Below are 14,412 nucleotides of genomic sequence, written 5' to 3'. Positions count from 1 at the left end.
TCAGAATCCCACTGCGGCAATTCCGGCGCATCTCGTGGAGGCGGTCCGGCATCAAACAGAATTTCACCCGTAGTTGAATGGCGCACGGACCAGGGCTTCGGCAAAGTCTTGTGATGTCCAGTTCGTGATCATGTGAGTCCGAGCAGGGCAACCGGTCGGGGCGTCGGGGGCGTTGGGCCGCAGTGCGGGGGCGATGTTCGTCTTGCCGGCCAGGCGGAGGGCGCCGATGGCGAGATGACGCCAGGTGGCCATGGCGCGCGGTGCGGTGCCCGTCCGCAGCTGGGAAGCATCCTCGGCGAACGTCACATCCCTGACATGGTGCAGGGCCTCGACTTTCCAGTGGCCGCGGATCAAGCTCGCGAGCTCGGCGGGTGTGGCCTGCTCGGCAATGAGGCTGCTGACCGCGTAGACGGTCTTGATGCTGATCTTGCCGGTCTTGCGGCAGCCGCGTGAACATCACCGAACTCCTCAAAGGCCTCCAGGCCCGGCAGGACGGGGCCAACGCCCAGGTCGGCGAACTACGCGGCCGGATCGAGCACCTCACCGTCGCCCTCACCGAGACCGAAGCACGCCTCGCCGACCTGGCCACCACCCGGAAGGTCATCGCCGAACTCGCGCCTACCGGAGACGAACCCAATCCGCCCGAGACGACCACCGCCTACCAGGCCATCCTGAACGCCTTCAACCAGCACCCCAACCAGGCATTCCGGGTTCGCGAACTACACGAACTCCTCGGCATGCCAACCGACGACCCGGGCAGCACTTACCCGACGAAGAGCGACAAGAAGCTGCCCGGCGGGAGTGCCTTGAACCCGATGCACCGCCTCGCACCGGGCTTCGGGCCGAGCGAGCAGGCACGCTACGACGCCAACCGCTCCGTCGTCTCCTCCACGTGCAACAACGCCGCCGTCCCCGGTCGACCCACGGCGGGAGAGCAGCGCGACTGCGACGAATTCCCCTTCGCCTCCAGTTACCAGGGGGCCGCGCGCTACCAGTACGAGGACGATCCGTACCGCGACGACTTCTCCGTCCGCTACATCGACTCGGACGAGAATCAAGAAGCCGGGCGGCGTCTCGGCGCCTGGTACGACAATGACCGGATCCTGAGCCATGACCCGTTCATAGTCGTCATCGGCGACTGACCGGGACATCTGGCCCGAGATGGTCATCATGCGGGGCCGGCCCACCAGACCGGCCCCGCATTTCTTTCACTCAGTCTCTTCACTGGCGGCTGTGCGCCAGATCTGGACCAGGCAGTATTGATCTGCGCCATTCAGTTTCTCTTCGTGCCCCGGCGGCATGGGCAAGGGTTCCCGGCGCCCCGCCAACGGAGAGGTGAAAGGCCCGCCTGCACGATTGAATATCCACTGCCATTGCATCCGGTACATGCCGGACGAGGGCAGAATCAAGGGGACTTCTTTCTGCCCCCCGTCGATGGTTTCCAGCGCGAGGTCACCGCCGGGAAGCTCCACCTCCACGTCCTCCGCACCGGACCACTGAGCATCGCTTGCCGGAGGGACGGTTGACCAACTCTCCAACCGCACGAACGCCCGGGTTACTTGGGGCGGCACCTGTAGATAGACCATGCCAGGGGCGGAAAGGAGCCAATTCGTGCGATCCGCATGTGGTGCATACGTATCGACACTCGTGTCAACCAGCCCAAAGATGCGATAACTTGGGGAAATCACGGTCTCGGAAACGTCCAGCAGCCTGCTCAAGGGCACCTCGTACGTCATCAGTTGAGTCGCGAGCAGCATAATGTCCTCGGATTGGTCGACGGCCTTGTGCTTGGCGAGTTGATGTAGGCGGCCGACGAGGTGGGCGGTCGCGTCGGGGCCCCGATGATGTTGTTCATCGCGTAGCCGAAGGCGATGCCGTGGTCCGGATCGGCGACACCCTCGCAGGACAAGCTGGTCATCAGCGGTTCCCCGGCGGATCGGGAGTGCGTCGCGTTCTCGCCGCGGGAAGGCTGGGTCCAGGCCAGGATGGCGGTGAACACCTGGGACCGGATGGGCGAGCTGAGCGCCCTCATCCGCTCGGGCGATCGGATCTCCGGCGCGGCCCTGGGGAGGTTCGCCGCGTAGGGATGTCACAAGCGGGGAGGCCGTCTTGTCCTTCCTGTGGACAGTCCCTGTTGGAGGAAGACATGAGTGCTGAGCACGCACACCTGCCCCCAGGCGTTGAGGTGATCACGACCCTGCCGGAGGCGGCGGCCCGGATCCCCGATGGCGCCGAGGCCAGGACCATCCGGGTCACCCTGCCGCCCGGTGACCCCGGCGCGCCGCCGCACCGGCACCCCGGGCCGCTCTTCGGCTACGTGACCCAGGGCGAGATCCTTTTCGAGCTGGAGGGGCAGCCGCCCCGGGTGCTCAAGGCCGGTGACGCCCTGTTCGAGCCCGGGGGCGACGTGATCCACTACCAGGGCGCCAACAACCTTCCGGACGCGCAGTCGCAGCTGGTGGTGACCATGTTCGCGCCGGCGGGTACCCCGGTTCTGACCGTGGTCAGCGCGGAGGAGCTGGCCGAACGACGACACCTACGGATTACCCAGCCATGATGACCACCAGTATTCCGGATCTCTCTTTCCGCCCTGGCCGAGCAGCAGCTGGCCGCCGTCAGGGCGGCTAGCACCGGCCGCAGCGCCGTCACCGTACACGGCGGGGAGGAGTACCGCCTGCGGCAGACGGCGCTGCTGCTCGCCCAGGGCGAGCAGCAGCACGAGCGAGCTGGGCGTCGACGCCCTGGTCGCCGTACCGCCGCAGTCTGCGGCACTCCGGGCCGCGAGCAGCGAGGAGACGACGGCTGCCGCGGAGGCGATGGATACGGGCACAGCGTGCCTATGCTTCCGAACACTGTCGACAACGCCGAGGCGAAGGATCCGACGCCGGATCAGGAGAAGCGGACCTTCGCCGCTCAGACGGAGGTCGGCCCGAAGGCGACGGACGACAGGACTCCGATGTGGCTGTCCGACCGCGGCGCCCTCGCGGCCGACTACAACCCCTGCCTGGCGGGCGGCAAGGACATAGCGACTGCCGCAACAGCGCGGTCCGACGGGCGACTCCGGGGCCGGCGTGGTGAACAGTGCCAACGTGCGGGACCGTTCGGGCTATCTGGCCTTGTGGCGCTGATAGTGGCGGGCGACGCGCATCCGGTTGCCGCAGCGGGCGGCCGAGCACCAGCGGCGGCGCGGATGGGCGGCCAGGAAGAGCATCACGCAGTCGTCCGCCTCGCACTCCCTGATTTTGGTGACCGCCGGATCGACCAGCAGTTCGGCGGCGGCTTCCGCGAGGTGGGCGGCCAGCCGTCGGCCCGGTGAGCCGTCGCGTCGGCGCGTGGCGGCGACTGCCGACCCGTTCCACGCCAGCTCGTTGATCGCCGGCGCGGCACGTTGCGCCTGGTTGAGCGCCTCCAAGTCGGCAGCCAGGGGCTCGTCGCCTCGGCGGACGTGGTCGAGGGCGCGGGCCGTGTGCTCCCGCACGGCGTGCACGGCGGCCAGGTCCGCGGCGGTGACCTCCTGTGGCGCCTCGTCCGGGAGACGGTCGGCCTGGAGGCCCCACCAGGACCGCAGGTCGCCCGGGGTCGCGAGCAGGTCGCCGGCAGTGGGACGGGTGTTGACCAGGTCCAGCGCCAGTGGTTCTCCGGTCAGCGGCACGGCTTCACTCATATGGCTAATGGTACATGAGCGCGTTGATGCGTTAGCCTGATCGCAGTAGACCTAACGCATAAAACCGCAATTAAGGGGTTAATATGTCTGCTCCAATCGCCCGCACCGTCCACCGCCACCTCGAGGTCGACGGCGTCCGCGTCTTCTACCGGGAGTCCCTCCCCGACCGGGCCGACGCGCCCGTACTGCTGCTCCTGCACGGCTTTCCGTCCGGTTCTCACCAGTTCCGGAGCCTCATCGACGTGCTCGGCTCGCACTACCGGCTGATCGCCCTGGACTACCCCGGCTTCGGCCACACCGAGGCCCCGGACGACTTCACCTACTCGTTCGACCGGCTCGCCGACATCACCGAAAGCTTCGTCCGGCGCCTCGGCCTCGACCGGTTCGTGATGTACGTCTTCGACTTCGGCGCGCCCATCGGCTTCCGCATCGCCGAACGTCATCCCGAGTGGATCGCGGGACTGGTCGTGCAGAACGGCAACGCTTACGAGGAAGGGCTCTCGGACGCGGCCCGCGGCCTCATCGGCCTGACCCCCGAGAGCCCTGGCGCCCAGGACGCCATCCAGGGCATCCTCACCCTCGTCGGCACCCGCAGCCAGTACGAGACCGGCGTCACCAGCCCCGAGCTGATCGCCCCGGACGGCTGGACCCTCGACCAGCACTTCCTCGACCTGCCGGGCCGCAAGGAAGCCCAGCAGGCACTGATCTTCGACTACCACTCCAACGTCGAGCGCTACGACGACTGGCAGGCGTGGCTACGCCGGCACACCCCGCCCACCCTCATCACCTGGGGAAGCAACGACCCGTTCTTCCCTGAGCCTGGCGCCCGCGCCTACGTCCGCGACCTGCCCGACGCCGAACTCCACCTCTTCGACACCGGCCACTTCGCCCTCGAGACCCATCTGCCGGAGATCGCCCCACTGATCGCCGACTTCCTCGACCGTGCCTGGACGTGATCGGCCTCGCGTCTGAGACACCAGAGCGGCCGGCTCGTGGTTCAGGTGGACGGCCACCAGCGGGGTGCTGCCCAGGCAAGCGCGTAGCCGAAGCCGTTGATCGCCCAGTGCAGGGCCGCGGGTGCCAGCAGGCTGCCGGAGCGGCGGCGCAGCTCGCACAGGACCGCCCCCGCGGCGACCGTGGCGACGACGGCCGCCGCCACGGTCGGTGCCACGCTTGCCGAGCCGGTTCCGAAGGCCGTTCCCACGGCGGAGTTGGAGCGGTTGAGGCCGCGGGAGGGCAGCAGGTGCCACAGGCCGAAGAGCAGGGACGAGGCGGCGGTGGCCCATGCCGTGCCGCGTCGGCGCCGGATCATGGCCCAGAGCACTCCGCGGAAGGCGGTCTCCTCCAGCAGTACGGTGCCGATCGGTACGCGTACCAGCACGCGCGACAGCAGCTGCCCGGCGGACAGGTCGGCACCCCTGGAGTCCCGGAACGCCTCCCGGCCGGCCGGAACGGCGAGGAGGAGGAGAAGGACGACCAGGACGGCAGCGGCCAGGACGGGCGCCCACCGCAGTCCCTGGCGCAGCCCCGCCGCGTCGAGCCCGAGATCGGCCAGGGTGAGACCGTCCCAGCGGGCGATCAGCAGGAGGACGGCCGTCGCGGCCACACAGGTGAGGACGTACGCGACGGGGCCGCGGGCGAGCCAGTTGTTGATCAGGTTCGCGGCGGCCAGGACGAGCACGACACAGACGATCCGCATCCTGATTCCAGGATCCCGCAGTTGGTCGCGGCAAGCGTGGTCAAGTCAACAGGAGTGATTTGCCGAGGGTGGTGCGTTGTTCCAGGGACGTGTGGGCGTCGCCGGCCCGTTCCAGCGGATAGGTCGCGCCGATGACGGGGTGGATGCGGTCCTGCGCGGTCAGCGTGAGCGCCTGCGTGAGCATGTCCCGTACGGTGGCCAGGTCGGGCGGGCCGGCCTCCAGTGCGTTGGTCACCTGCACCTGCCGTTGTTCGGCTGCCTTGGGGTCGATGTCGGCGAACGCGCCGCTGGACGTGCCGTAGGTGATGAATCGGCCGCCCGGGGCCACTGCTTCGAAGGCCGCCTTGCCGAGTTCTCCTCCCGCGCCGTCGAAGGCCAGGCCGACACCGGAGCCGCCGGCCGCCTCGCGGACCTGGTGCTGCCATCCCTGCTGCGAGTAGTCGATCGCGATCTCCGCGCCCAGCTCTCGGGCCAGCGCGAGCTTGCGCTCGCCCCGGGCCGCCGCGACGACCCGGGCTCCGGCGGTGCGCGCCAGTTGCACCAGCAGCGAGCCCGCCCCACCGGTGGCCGCGGCCACCAGGACCCACTCGCCCGGTGCGATCTTCGCCTTGTCGGTGAGAATCATGGCGGTGGCCCCGTCGTGGAGTACGGCCGCCGCATCGAGGGAGCTCACTCCATCGGGAACCTCCACGATCTCCTCCATGGCGGCGACGAGCTGCTCGGCATAGCCGCCGGTGGACGCCCGGGCGACGACGTGGCGCCCGATCCAACCGGAGTCCACCCCCTCCCCCACGGACAGCACCCGCCCCGCGCCGCCGCCACCGGGTACGTAGGGAGGCTTGACCGGGAAGTACTCCCCTCCCCAGCCGGCGCGCAGCAGCGTGTCGAGGTAGATGACGTCGGCGGCGGCCAGCCCCACCACGACCTGTCCCGGACCGGCCACCGGATCGGGAACCTCCTCGGGCACCAACACTTCGGGGCCGCCGAACTCCCGCACCTGAATCGCACGCATCACGAACACATCCCTGTTCTGGTGGACATCGCAGAGGCAGCCTCAACCTAGAACCTCAAGCAAAGTCGAGGTCAAGTCGTTCCTCGGCGGGAGATCGCCTTTGGGATGGCGGTCCCAGGGGCAGGTTTTTGGGATGGGCCTCAATTTCAACGATCACTACCACCCGCTGCTGCTGAAGCAGGTACCGGACGGGGCGCGGACCGCGCTGGACGTCGGGTGCGGGACGGGGCGGTTCGCGCGGCTGCTCGCGGGGCGGGGCCTGGACGTCGAAGGGGTCGACGCGAATGCGGAGGTCATTGAGGCGGCGCGCGCGGCTGGGGGTGGACCTCAGTACCGTCAGGCCGATGTGCGCGAGGGGCAACTGCCCGACGGTCGGTACGAGTTCATCTCGTGCATCGCCAGTCTCCACCACATGCCGTTCGAGACCGTGCTGACGTTGCGGCAGGCCCTCGCACCGGGCGGTGTTCTGGCGGTGCTGGGGCTCTATCCGGTCAGAACGGCGACCGACTTCGCGTGGGCACTGCCGACGTTGTGCCTGCTCAGGGCGGACCGTGTACTGAGCAGGCGCGACCGCGCCCCGTCCGTGCAGATCCCGATGGTCTGGCCGCCGCCACTGTCGTACGGCGAAACCCGCGCCGAGTCCGCCCGTCTACTGCCCGGCTCGACTCTGCGCCGCCTGCTGTTCTGGCGGTATCTGCTGGTGTACCGGGCTTGAGAGTCGTCATCAGGGGTCTCGGTGACGGTCTCGACGGAGCGCCGGGCATTCCTCGACCAGCGGCGACGAGGGGCCGAGATGCGATCTCGTCAGCTCGCACGGACGATTGATCGAGAGAACTGCTCCATCCGTACGACCACCCCTGATGCCCATGTTGCTCGCAGACAAGAACGCCGTGATCTACGGAGCCGGTGGGGCGATCGGCGGCGCGGTCGCTCGCGCCTTTGCCCGAGAGGGAGCCAAGGTCTTCCTCGCCGGTCGTACCGAGGCCAAGCTTCAGGCCGTGGCCGGGGAGATCGCCGGCTCGGGAGGAACGGCAGAGACCGCTCAGGTCGATGCGCTCGACGAGCAGTCCGTCAACGAGTGCGTCGCCGGCATCGTCAAGGCAGCCGGGAGAGTCGACGTTTCGTTCAACGCCATCGGGCTGGATGAAGTTCAGGGGATACCGCTCATCGAGATGTCCTACGACGACTTCGCCCGCCCGATCACCATCGCGACCAGAACGCAGTTCCTGACCGCGAAGGCGGTCGCGCCGCACATGATCGGGGCGGGATCGGGTGTGATCATGATGATCACGGCGTCGCCGTCCCGGATTCCCTTCCCCCTCGTCGGCGGCTTCGGCGTCACCTGCGCCGCGCTGGAGGGCTTCTCCCGCACTCTGGCGGCGGAGCTCGGACCCAAGGGCGTGCGCGTCATCTGTCTGCGCTCGGCCGGATCGGTGGAGTCGATCGAGGACGTGCTGGACAAGCACGCCGGCACCATCGGGATGACGCGTGACGAGTTCATCGCCGATCTCACGGACATGACGCTGCTGAAGCGGTTGCCCTCGCTCGCCGACGTCGGCAATGTCGCGGCGCTCATGGCATCGGACTACGCCGGCGCCATGACCGGAGCGGTGCCCAATGTGACCTGCGGTCAGGTGGTCGACTGACGGGCGCCGTCGGGGCGCAGCAGATAAGGGGGGCCATGTGCGGGGGTCAGGCATGTCGGTGGGGCCACCGCCGATCAGCTCGGCGGTGGCCCCGCGCTTGTGCCGTCAGTCGTCCTTCGCGCCCAGGTCCGCCCGGCCGAACAACAGGGCGTAGCCCGGAGGGAGTTGCCTCAGGACGCGGTTGGTCAGGGCGTCGCCGATCAGAGGTGGCAGGACGCTCAGGACCGAGCTCACGTCCCAGCGGGCCGTGGCCGGGGTGGCGCCCTCGATGCGGGCTGCCACCGAGTCGACGAACTCCGCTGCTGTCAGGGGGCGGGTCGCCGCGAGCTGGGAAGCGATGACAGCAGCCGCCTCCTCCGGGAGGGCTCGGGCCAGGGCCAGTCGTTCGTCGCCCGTGACGTGGCCGCCCAGGGCGGAGAGGACGATGCGGGTGATGCGTTCGGCTTCCGCGCTCGTCGGGTACTGGCCCGCGTCCCGTACCGCCTCGACCAGGGCCCTCCAGTCGTCGCTCGCCGGGCGGCGCCGCGGTGCCGGTGCGGGGTGGGGGGTGGTGACGGGGGCGGGCGTCGTCGGGGTCGGCACCGTCGTCGTGGTCATCGTGCGGCTCCTCCTCCGGGTCCGATGTGGCCGATGGGTCCGATGGGTCCGATGGGTCCGATGGGTCCGATGGGCACAGGGGACGCGTCCCGCGGACCCGTACGGCGTACGGCGTACGGCTCCGCGGGACGCTCTGCGTCGGCTGCTGCGGTCAGCTGCTGATCTGCTTGCGGCTGTCACCGCCGGTGATCTGGATGCGGCGCGGCTTCGCCTGCTCCGCCACGGGGATGCGCAGGGTCAGGACGCCGGCTTCGTACGAGGCGTCGATGCGGTCCGTGTCGAGCGTGTCGCCGAGGAAGAGCTGGCGGGCGAAGCTGCCCGTGGGGCGCTCGGCGACGATCAGTTCCGTGCCCTCGGGGGCGGGGGAACGGCGCTCGGCGCGGATGTTCAGGACGTTGCGTTCGACGTCCAGCTCGATCGTCTCGGGGTTGATGCCGGGCAGGTCGAAGTGGACGATGAAGTCGTCCCCGGCCCGGTAGGCGTCCATCGGCATCGCGGCCGGGCGGGTGGGGCCGAAGACCTGCTGCGCGAGTCGGTCGAACTCGCGGAAGGGGTCGGTGCGCATGAGCATCACGGGTCACTCCCTTCCTGAAAGGGCTGGGTGCGTGCCCTACGGCTTCCTATATAGCTCCGGGGAGGAAACTTGACAAGCCCCGACTCAGGTTCAGGGCTGCGGCGCAGGTGAGCGTTAGCCTCGGTGCATCAGACCCTCGTACGCAGGAGGCACGGATGGACAGGGTTCCCAGCGCACTCGTCGCCGCGAGCGGGCTCGTCGGTGGGTACGGCGTCGCCCGCTGGACGAAGAAGCGGCAGCTCGGCGGGGCCGTACTGGCCGTCGCGGGAGCCGCTGCCGCCCAGCAGTGGCGGGAGCGGGCCGGCGGGAAGGCCGCGGGGGCGCTGACCGCCGCGTACGTCACCGCCTTCGGCGCGTCCCATCCGCTGGCCAAGAAGGTGGGCGCCTGGCCCGCCGTGTTCGGGGTGGCGGGGGCCGTTGCCCTCGCGTCCTGGGCCGTCGCCGACCGGCGGGCGTGAGCCCTGATTCCGTAGGCCTACGACAGTTTTTGTTATCGCCCCCGCCCCCGCCCGTCTCCTCACCGTCCCCGCGCAAGCACGCCACCGACGACGCTGAGGTACGACGACGTGACACGACAGATCAGCCGACGGACCATGCTCAAGGCAACCGGTGCCGCAGCCGGCGCCGTCGGCATGAGTACGGTCCTCGCGCCGGCCCCCGCGACCGCCGCCCCCGCCGCCTTCGCCCACCCGGGCCTCCTGCACACCCGCGCCGACCTGGACCGTATGGCCGCGAAGGTCAAGGCGGGCGCCGCGCCCTACACCGCCGGGTTCGCCAAGCTGACCGCCAACCGGCATGCGCAGAGCGGATGGACGGCCAATCCGCAGGCCACCGTCTACCGAGGAGCGGGCAGCCCGCAGAACTACCGGACCCTCTACAACGACATCCACGCCGCCTACCAGAACGCCCTGCGCGCACATGTCTCCGGCGACACCGCGCACGCCGACACCGCGGTCGCCATCCTCAACGCCTGGTCGGCGAAACTGACGTCGATAGAAGGCTCCGCCGACCGGTTCCTCGCCGCCGGCATCTACGGCTACCAGTTCGCCAACGCCGCCGAACTCGTCCGCGACCACGACGGGTTCGACCTGGCCCGGTTCCAGAAGATGATGCGGGAGGTCTTCCTCCCGCTCAGTGACGACTTCCTCGTCAACCACAACGGCGCGTACGTCACCAACTACTGGACCAACTGGGACCTCACCGCGATGGCCTGCGTCCTGGCCACCGGCATCCTCTGTGACGACCGCGCCGCGGTCGACCGGGCCGTCGAGTACTTCAAGAACGGCACCGGCCTGGGGTCCATCAAGAACGCCATCCCTGTCGTACACGATGACGGGCTCGCCGAGTGGGTCGAGGCCGGGCGGGATCAGGGGCATGCGCTGCTCGGCATCGGGCTGATGGGCACGTTCTGCGAGATGGCGTGGAATCAGGGGATCGATCTGTACGGGTACGACGACAACCGGTTCCTCAAGGGTGCGCAGTACGTGGCCAAGTGGAGTCTCGGCGGGGATGTGCCGTACACCGCGAACACCCGTAAGAAGGGTGCGATCAACGGGTGGTCCGGGTCCGAGACGGCGAGCGAGGCCGCGGGCGTCGATCCGGCGATGACGCGTCCGATCTGGGCGATGATTGCGAACCACTACACCAAGCGGCGGGGGCTGGATGCCTCCTACGTCACGCAGATCGCCGCCAAGGCCGCGCCTGAGGGGGGTGGCGGGGACTACGGGCCCAACAGCGGGGGGTATGACCAGCTGGGCTTCGGGACGCTCGCGTTCACTCGGGATCGGGGGGAGGTTGCGTCGTCCTCCTCGCCGGTGCCGACCGTTACGGCATCCGAGGCGCCGTCGCCATCTCCCGCCGGGCAGTCGGCGGTTCCGAATGCGGGCGGTACGGCGTCCTCGTCCACGTCCGCCTCGCCCGCCGCGGACGGTGACCTCGCCGCGACCGGTACGGGGGACGTTGCGGGGTGGGTTGCCGCCACCGGTATCACCGCGGTGGCCGGCGGGCTGCTGCTCCTGCGCCGTCGGGGGCGTGCGGGCGGCGGGGCTCGATAAGTGCCCGTCGGTGCGGGCGGGTGGCGTTCGCTCCCCCGCGCCGACGGGGTGCCGCTGTGCCCGCCCTCCCCCACTCTCGGCTTCGCTCGAGCGGGGGGACCCCCATCGCCCCAGCGGCACGACTGCCCGCGCCTACGGCGGCTACGCCGTAGCCGTCCGCGAAGGCGCCCCCGTCGCCGTCAGCGGTGCAGCGATGTCCTCCAGCGACCGCCGCTCCGCCCGTACCGCCAGGAACGCCGCCACCAAGCCCGCCGCGCACATCAGGGACGCGCCGACCTGGAAGGCGAGGACCGTGTCGCCGACCTGCCCCGTTCCCGTCAGGTCCGCGAACAGCAGTGGCCCGCTGATGCCGCCGGCGGCGGTGCCGAGGGCGTAGAAAAAGGCGATGGACATCGCCCGCGTCTCCATCGGGAAGATCTCGGAGACGGTGAGGTACGCGCTGGAGGCGCCCGCAGAGGCGAAGAAGAGCACCGCGCACCAGCACGCCGTCAGTGTCGTCGCGTTCACTGCGCCGCGGTCGAAGAGCCAGGCCGTACCGAACAGGAGCAGGCCGGACAGCAGGTAGGTCGAGGAGATCATCACCCGGCGGCCCACCGTGTCGAAGAGCTTGCCGAGCAGCAGCGGGCCAAGGAAGTTGCCCGCGGCCAACACCGCGAAGTAGTAGCCGGTGTTGCCCGACGGCACGTCGAAGAATGTCGTGAGGATGGCGCCGAAGCCGAAGGTGATCGCGTTGTAGAGGAACGCCTGGCCTATGAAGAGGGAGAAGCCGAGGACCGTGCGTTTGCGGTAGGTCGTAAAGACCGTGCGGGCGATCTCGCCGAAGCCGATACTGCGGCGCTGGTTGATGATGATCTCGCCCTGGGGCGGTGGGAGCGCGCGCCCCGTCTCCGCCTCCACCTCCCGCTCGACCCTCGCCACGATCCGTTCCGCGTCCTCCTCCCGGCCGTGGATCAGCAGCCAGCGAGGACTCTCCGGGACGGTGCGGCGTACGAGGAGGATGACCAGGCCGAGGACGACGCCGAGCGCGAAGGTCAGCCGCCAGCCGACGTCGGCGGGGAAGAGGTCCGTGTTCAGCGCGACGATCGACAGCAGCGAGCCGCCGATCGCGCCCAGCCAGAAGCTGCCGTTGATGATCAGGTCGACGCGGCCCCGGTAGTAGGACGGGATCAGCTCGTCGATCGCGGAGTTGATCGCTGCGTACTCGCCGCCTATGCCGAAGCCGGTGAGGAAGCGGAAGAGGAAGAACCACCAGGTGTCGAAGGAGATCGCCGTCAGGGCGGTGGCCGCGAGGTAGACGGCGAGGGTCAGCATGAACAGTTTCTTGCGGCCGAAGAGGTCGGTCAGGCGGCCCCAGAAGAGGGCGCCGGAGCAGGCGCCCGCCACATACAGCGCGGCCGCGATGCCGGTGACCTGCTCGGAGGTGATCGGCAGTCCGCTGCCGGGCTCGGACAGGCGGCTCGCGATGTTGCCGACGACCGTGACCTCCAGGCCGTCGAGGATCCAGACGGTGCCGAGACCGATCACGATCGTCCAGTGCCAGCGTGACCAGGGGAGACGGTCGAGGCGGGCGGGCAGAGCGGTGGTGACGGTACGGCCGGACGGGGCGGTCCTGGTGCTGGGCACGGGCGGCTCCTCCACGTCGCGAGAAGTCGAGAGGATGCGGGAGAACCTCGAACGACGCCCGGCCGAGTGCCCACAGACGGGTGGTTCACGCCCCCAGCGCGTGCGTCACCGTGTAGATCAGCAGGCCCGCCAGCGAGCCCACCACCGTGCCGTTGATGCGGATGAACTGCAGGTCACGGCCGATGTTGGCCTCGATCTTCTTCGTGGTGTGCTCGGCGTCCCAGCTCGCCACGGTGTCCGTGATCAGGGAGGTGATCTCCTTGCGGTACGTCGTCACGACGTGCACCGCGGCGCCCTCGACCCAGCTGTCGACCTTGCCCTGGATCTTGGGCTCGGTGGCCATGCGGGCGCCCAGGGACAGCAGGGACGCCCGCACCCGCAGGCGTAGCTCGCTGCGCTCGTCCTCGGCCGCGGCCACGATCATGGAGCGTACGGCCGTCCAGGCGGAGGCGATCAGGTCCTGGACCTCGCCGCGGCCCAACACCTCGCCCTTCAGCCGCTCCACGCGCGCGCGGGTGTCGGTGTCGGACTGCAGGTCGGAGGCGAAGTCGGTGAGGAAGCGGTCGAGGGTGCCGCGCGCCGGGTGGGAGGGCATGTCGCGCATCTCGGTGACGAAGCGCAGCAGCTCCTTGTAGACCCGCTCGCCGACCTTCTTGTCGACGAACCGCGGGGTCCAGCCGGGCGCGCCGCCCTGCACGGCGTCCATGACCTGCTCGTCGTGCAGCACCAGCCAGTCGTGCGCACGCGAGACGACGAGGTCGACGACCCGTTTGTGGCCGCCGTCGAGGACGATCTTCTCCAGCATCTTGCCTATGCCGGGCGCGATCTCCTGGATGTTGGCCCGCCGGGTGATCGCCTCGCCGACCACGGCCTGGACGTCGGAGTCGCGCAGCACGGTCAGGGCGCCCCTGAGGGCCGTCGCCAGCTCGGCGGTGACCCGGTCGGCGTTCTGCGGCTCGGCGAGCCAGGCACCGAGGCGGCTGCCGATGCCGACGGCGCGCAGCCGCTGGCGTACGACGGCCTCGGAGAGGAAGTTCTCGCCGACGAAGTCGCCCAGCGTGACGCCCAGCTGGTCCTTCTTGGTGGGGATGATCGCGGTGTGCGGGATGGGGATGCCGAGCGGGTGGCGGAAGAGGGCGGTGACCGCGAACCAGTCGGCGAGCGCGCCGACCATGCCGGCCTCGGCGGCCGCCGCGACATAGGCGGCCCAGGGGCCTGCGCCCGCGTTCGAGGCCCACTTGGCGAGGACGTACACCACGGCCACGAACAGCAGCAGGCCGGTCGCGGTGAGTTTCATCCGCCGCACCCCGCGCTGCTTCTCCTCGTCGGCGGCGCTGAAGGTCGTCATGGCGCGGACCGCCGAGGCGGGAACACTGCCGCGAGCGCCGGCACGGTTACCGGCGGTGTCGGGCCGGGCATGCTGCTCTACGGCAGCTGCTCCGGTTTCACCTTGTTCTTCCGGTTTCGTACGGTCCATCCGCTCCACCCGTTCATGATCTCCCACAGCAACATTGTCCCTTCCTGACCGACTCCTGGAACGGAA

General features: G+C 69.4%; 18 protein-coding genes. 8 read left to right on the top strand and 10 right to left on the bottom strand.

What is annotated here, in order from left to right:
• Positions 1 to 63: 63 nt before the first annotated feature.
• A complete protein-coding gene (locus ACKTSN_RS29540; protein ID WP_431197151.1) occupies positions 64 to 354 on the bottom strand; it encodes a hypothetical protein in 291 nt (96 codons plus the stop codon).
• Between the two features lie 95 nt (positions 355 to 449).
• On the opposite strand from ACKTSN_RS29540, the gene ACKTSN_RS29535 reads away from it, so the two are divergent.
• A complete protein-coding gene (locus ACKTSN_RS29535) occupies positions 450 to 1,142 on the top strand; it encodes a NucA/NucB deoxyribonuclease domain-containing protein (protein ID WP_409471879.1) in 693 nt (230 codons plus the stop codon).
• Positions 1,143 to 1,208: 66 nt separating this feature from the next.
• Here the strand turns inward: ACKTSN_RS29535 and ACKTSN_RS29530 are convergent, their stop codons facing one another.
• Entirely contained in the window at positions 1,209 to 1,718 is a 510-nt protein-coding gene (locus ACKTSN_RS29530; protein WP_409471878.1) for a hypothetical protein, read from the bottom strand.
• A 153-nt stretch (positions 1,719 to 1,871) separates the two neighbouring features.
• On the opposite strand from ACKTSN_RS29530, the gene ACKTSN_RS29525 reads away from it, so the two are divergent.
• Positions 1,872 to 2,084: a hypothetical protein gene (locus ACKTSN_RS29525; protein WP_409471877.1), complete on the top strand. Its 213-nt coding sequence runs from the start codon at positions 1,872 to 1,874 to the stop codon at positions 2,082 to 2,084.
• A 62-nt stretch (positions 2,085 to 2,146) separates the two neighbouring features.
• A complete protein-coding gene (locus ACKTSN_RS29520) occupies positions 2,147 to 2,557 on the top strand; it encodes a cupin domain-containing protein (RefSeq protein ID WP_409471876.1) in 411 nt (136 codons plus the stop codon).
• Here the strand turns inward: ACKTSN_RS29520 and ACKTSN_RS29515 are convergent.
• Together ACKTSN_RS29515 and ACKTSN_RS29510 are read right to left on the bottom strand one after the other, a co-directional pair.
• Entirely contained in the window at positions 2,537 to 2,830 is a 294-nt protein-coding gene (locus tag ACKTSN_RS29515; protein ID WP_409471875.1) for a hypothetical protein, read from the bottom strand. The genes ACKTSN_RS29520 and ACKTSN_RS29515 overlap by 21 nt on opposite strands.
• A 276-nt stretch (positions 2,831 to 3,106) precedes the next feature.
• Positions 3,107 to 3,664, bottom strand: coding sequence for a CGNR zinc finger domain-containing protein (locus ACKTSN_RS29510; protein WP_409471874.1), 558 nt, complete (start codon positions 3,662 to 3,664; stop codon positions 3,107 to 3,109).
• Between the two features lie 83 nt (positions 3,665 to 3,747).
• Between ACKTSN_RS29510 and ACKTSN_RS29505 the strand changes: the two genes are divergently transcribed.
• The gene (locus ACKTSN_RS29505) at positions 3,748 to 4,620 is read left to right on the top strand and encodes an alpha/beta fold hydrolase (protein ID WP_409471873.1); all 873 of its coding nucleotides are present in this window, start codon (positions 3,748 to 3,750) and stop codon (positions 4,618 to 4,620) included.
• A 41-nt stretch (positions 4,621 to 4,661) separates the two neighbouring features.
• On the opposite strand, the gene ACKTSN_RS29500 is transcribed toward ACKTSN_RS29505, so the two are convergent.
• Together ACKTSN_RS29500 and ACKTSN_RS29495 are read right to left on the bottom strand one after the other, a co-directional pair.
• On the bottom strand, positions 4,662 to 5,363 hold the full coding sequence (locus tag ACKTSN_RS29500; RefSeq protein ID WP_409471872.1) for a CPBP family intramembrane glutamic endopeptidase: 702 nt from the start codon (positions 5,361 to 5,363) through the stop codon (positions 4,662 to 4,664).
• Positions 5,364 to 5,403: 40 nt separating this feature from the next.
• The gene (locus tag ACKTSN_RS29495) at positions 5,404 to 6,375 is read right to left on the bottom strand and encodes a zinc-binding dehydrogenase (protein WP_409471871.1); all 972 of its coding nucleotides are present in this window, start codon (positions 6,373 to 6,375) and stop codon (positions 5,404 to 5,406) included.
• 133 nt (positions 6,376 to 6,508) lie between these two features.
• Here ACKTSN_RS29495 and ACKTSN_RS29490 point away from each other — a divergent pair, with 133 nt between their 5' ends.
• Both ACKTSN_RS29490 and ACKTSN_RS29485 read left to right on the top strand, forming a co-directional pair.
• Positions 6,509 to 7,090 carry a class I SAM-dependent methyltransferase gene (locus tag ACKTSN_RS29490; RefSeq protein ID WP_409471870.1) on the top strand — a complete coding sequence of 194 codons (582 nt, stop codon included), beginning with the start codon at positions 6,509 to 6,511 and terminating at the stop codon, positions 7,088 to 7,090.
• A gap of 145 nt (positions 7,091 to 7,235) precedes the next feature.
• Positions 7,236 to 8,021 (top strand): SDR family NAD(P)-dependent oxidoreductase, encoded by a 786-nt coding sequence (locus ACKTSN_RS29485; protein ID WP_409471869.1) that lies wholly within the window; start codon positions 7,236 to 7,238, stop codon positions 8,019 to 8,021.
• Positions 8,022 to 8,126: 105 nt separating this feature from the next.
• Here ACKTSN_RS29485 and ACKTSN_RS29480 read toward each other — a convergent pair whose 3' ends face one another.
• Positions 8,127 to 8,618: a DUF2267 domain-containing protein gene (locus tag ACKTSN_RS29480; protein WP_409471868.1), complete on the bottom strand. Its 492-nt coding sequence runs from the start codon at positions 8,616 to 8,618 to the stop codon at positions 8,127 to 8,129.
• A 151-nt stretch (positions 8,619 to 8,769) separates the two neighbouring features.
• Complete coding sequence (locus tag ACKTSN_RS29475) at positions 8,770 to 9,189, bottom strand: Hsp20/alpha crystallin family protein (protein WP_409471867.1); 420 nt, start codon at positions 9,187 to 9,189, stop codon at positions 8,770 to 8,772.
• 158 nt (positions 9,190 to 9,347) lie between these two features.
• Here ACKTSN_RS29475 and ACKTSN_RS29470 point away from each other — a divergent pair, with 158 nt between their 5' ends.
• Positions 9,348 to 9,650: a hypothetical protein gene (locus tag ACKTSN_RS29470; protein WP_409471866.1), complete on the top strand. Its 303-nt coding sequence runs from the start codon at positions 9,348 to 9,350 to the stop codon at positions 9,648 to 9,650.
• A gap of 135 nt (positions 9,651 to 9,785) precedes the next feature.
• Positions 9,786 to 11,246: an alginate lyase family protein gene (locus ACKTSN_RS29465; RefSeq protein ID WP_409474957.1), complete on the top strand. Its 1,461-nt coding sequence runs from the start codon at positions 9,786 to 9,788 to the stop codon at positions 11,244 to 11,246.
• A gap of 141 nt (positions 11,247 to 11,387) precedes the next feature.
• Here ACKTSN_RS29465 and ACKTSN_RS29460 read toward each other — a convergent pair whose 3' ends face one another.
• Positions 11,388 to 12,869, bottom strand: coding sequence for an MFS transporter (locus tag ACKTSN_RS29460; protein ID WP_409471865.1), 1,482 nt, complete (start codon positions 12,867 to 12,869; stop codon positions 11,388 to 11,390).
• 85 nt (positions 12,870 to 12,954) lie between these two features.
• The gene (locus ACKTSN_RS29455; RefSeq protein WP_409474956.1) at positions 12,955 to 14,346 is read right to left on the bottom strand and encodes a DUF445 domain-containing protein; all 1,392 of its coding nucleotides are present in this window, start codon (positions 14,344 to 14,346) and stop codon (positions 12,955 to 12,957) included.
• Between the last annotated feature and the right edge of the window lie 66 nt (positions 14,347 to 14,412).

This window comes from Streptomyces flavusporus (genome assembly GCF_046267975.1).
Lineage (GTDB): Bacteria > Actinomycetota > Actinomycetes > Streptomycetales > Streptomycetaceae > Streptomyces > Streptomyces flavusporus.
This window is presented reverse-complemented; position numbering and strand designations above follow the sequence as displayed.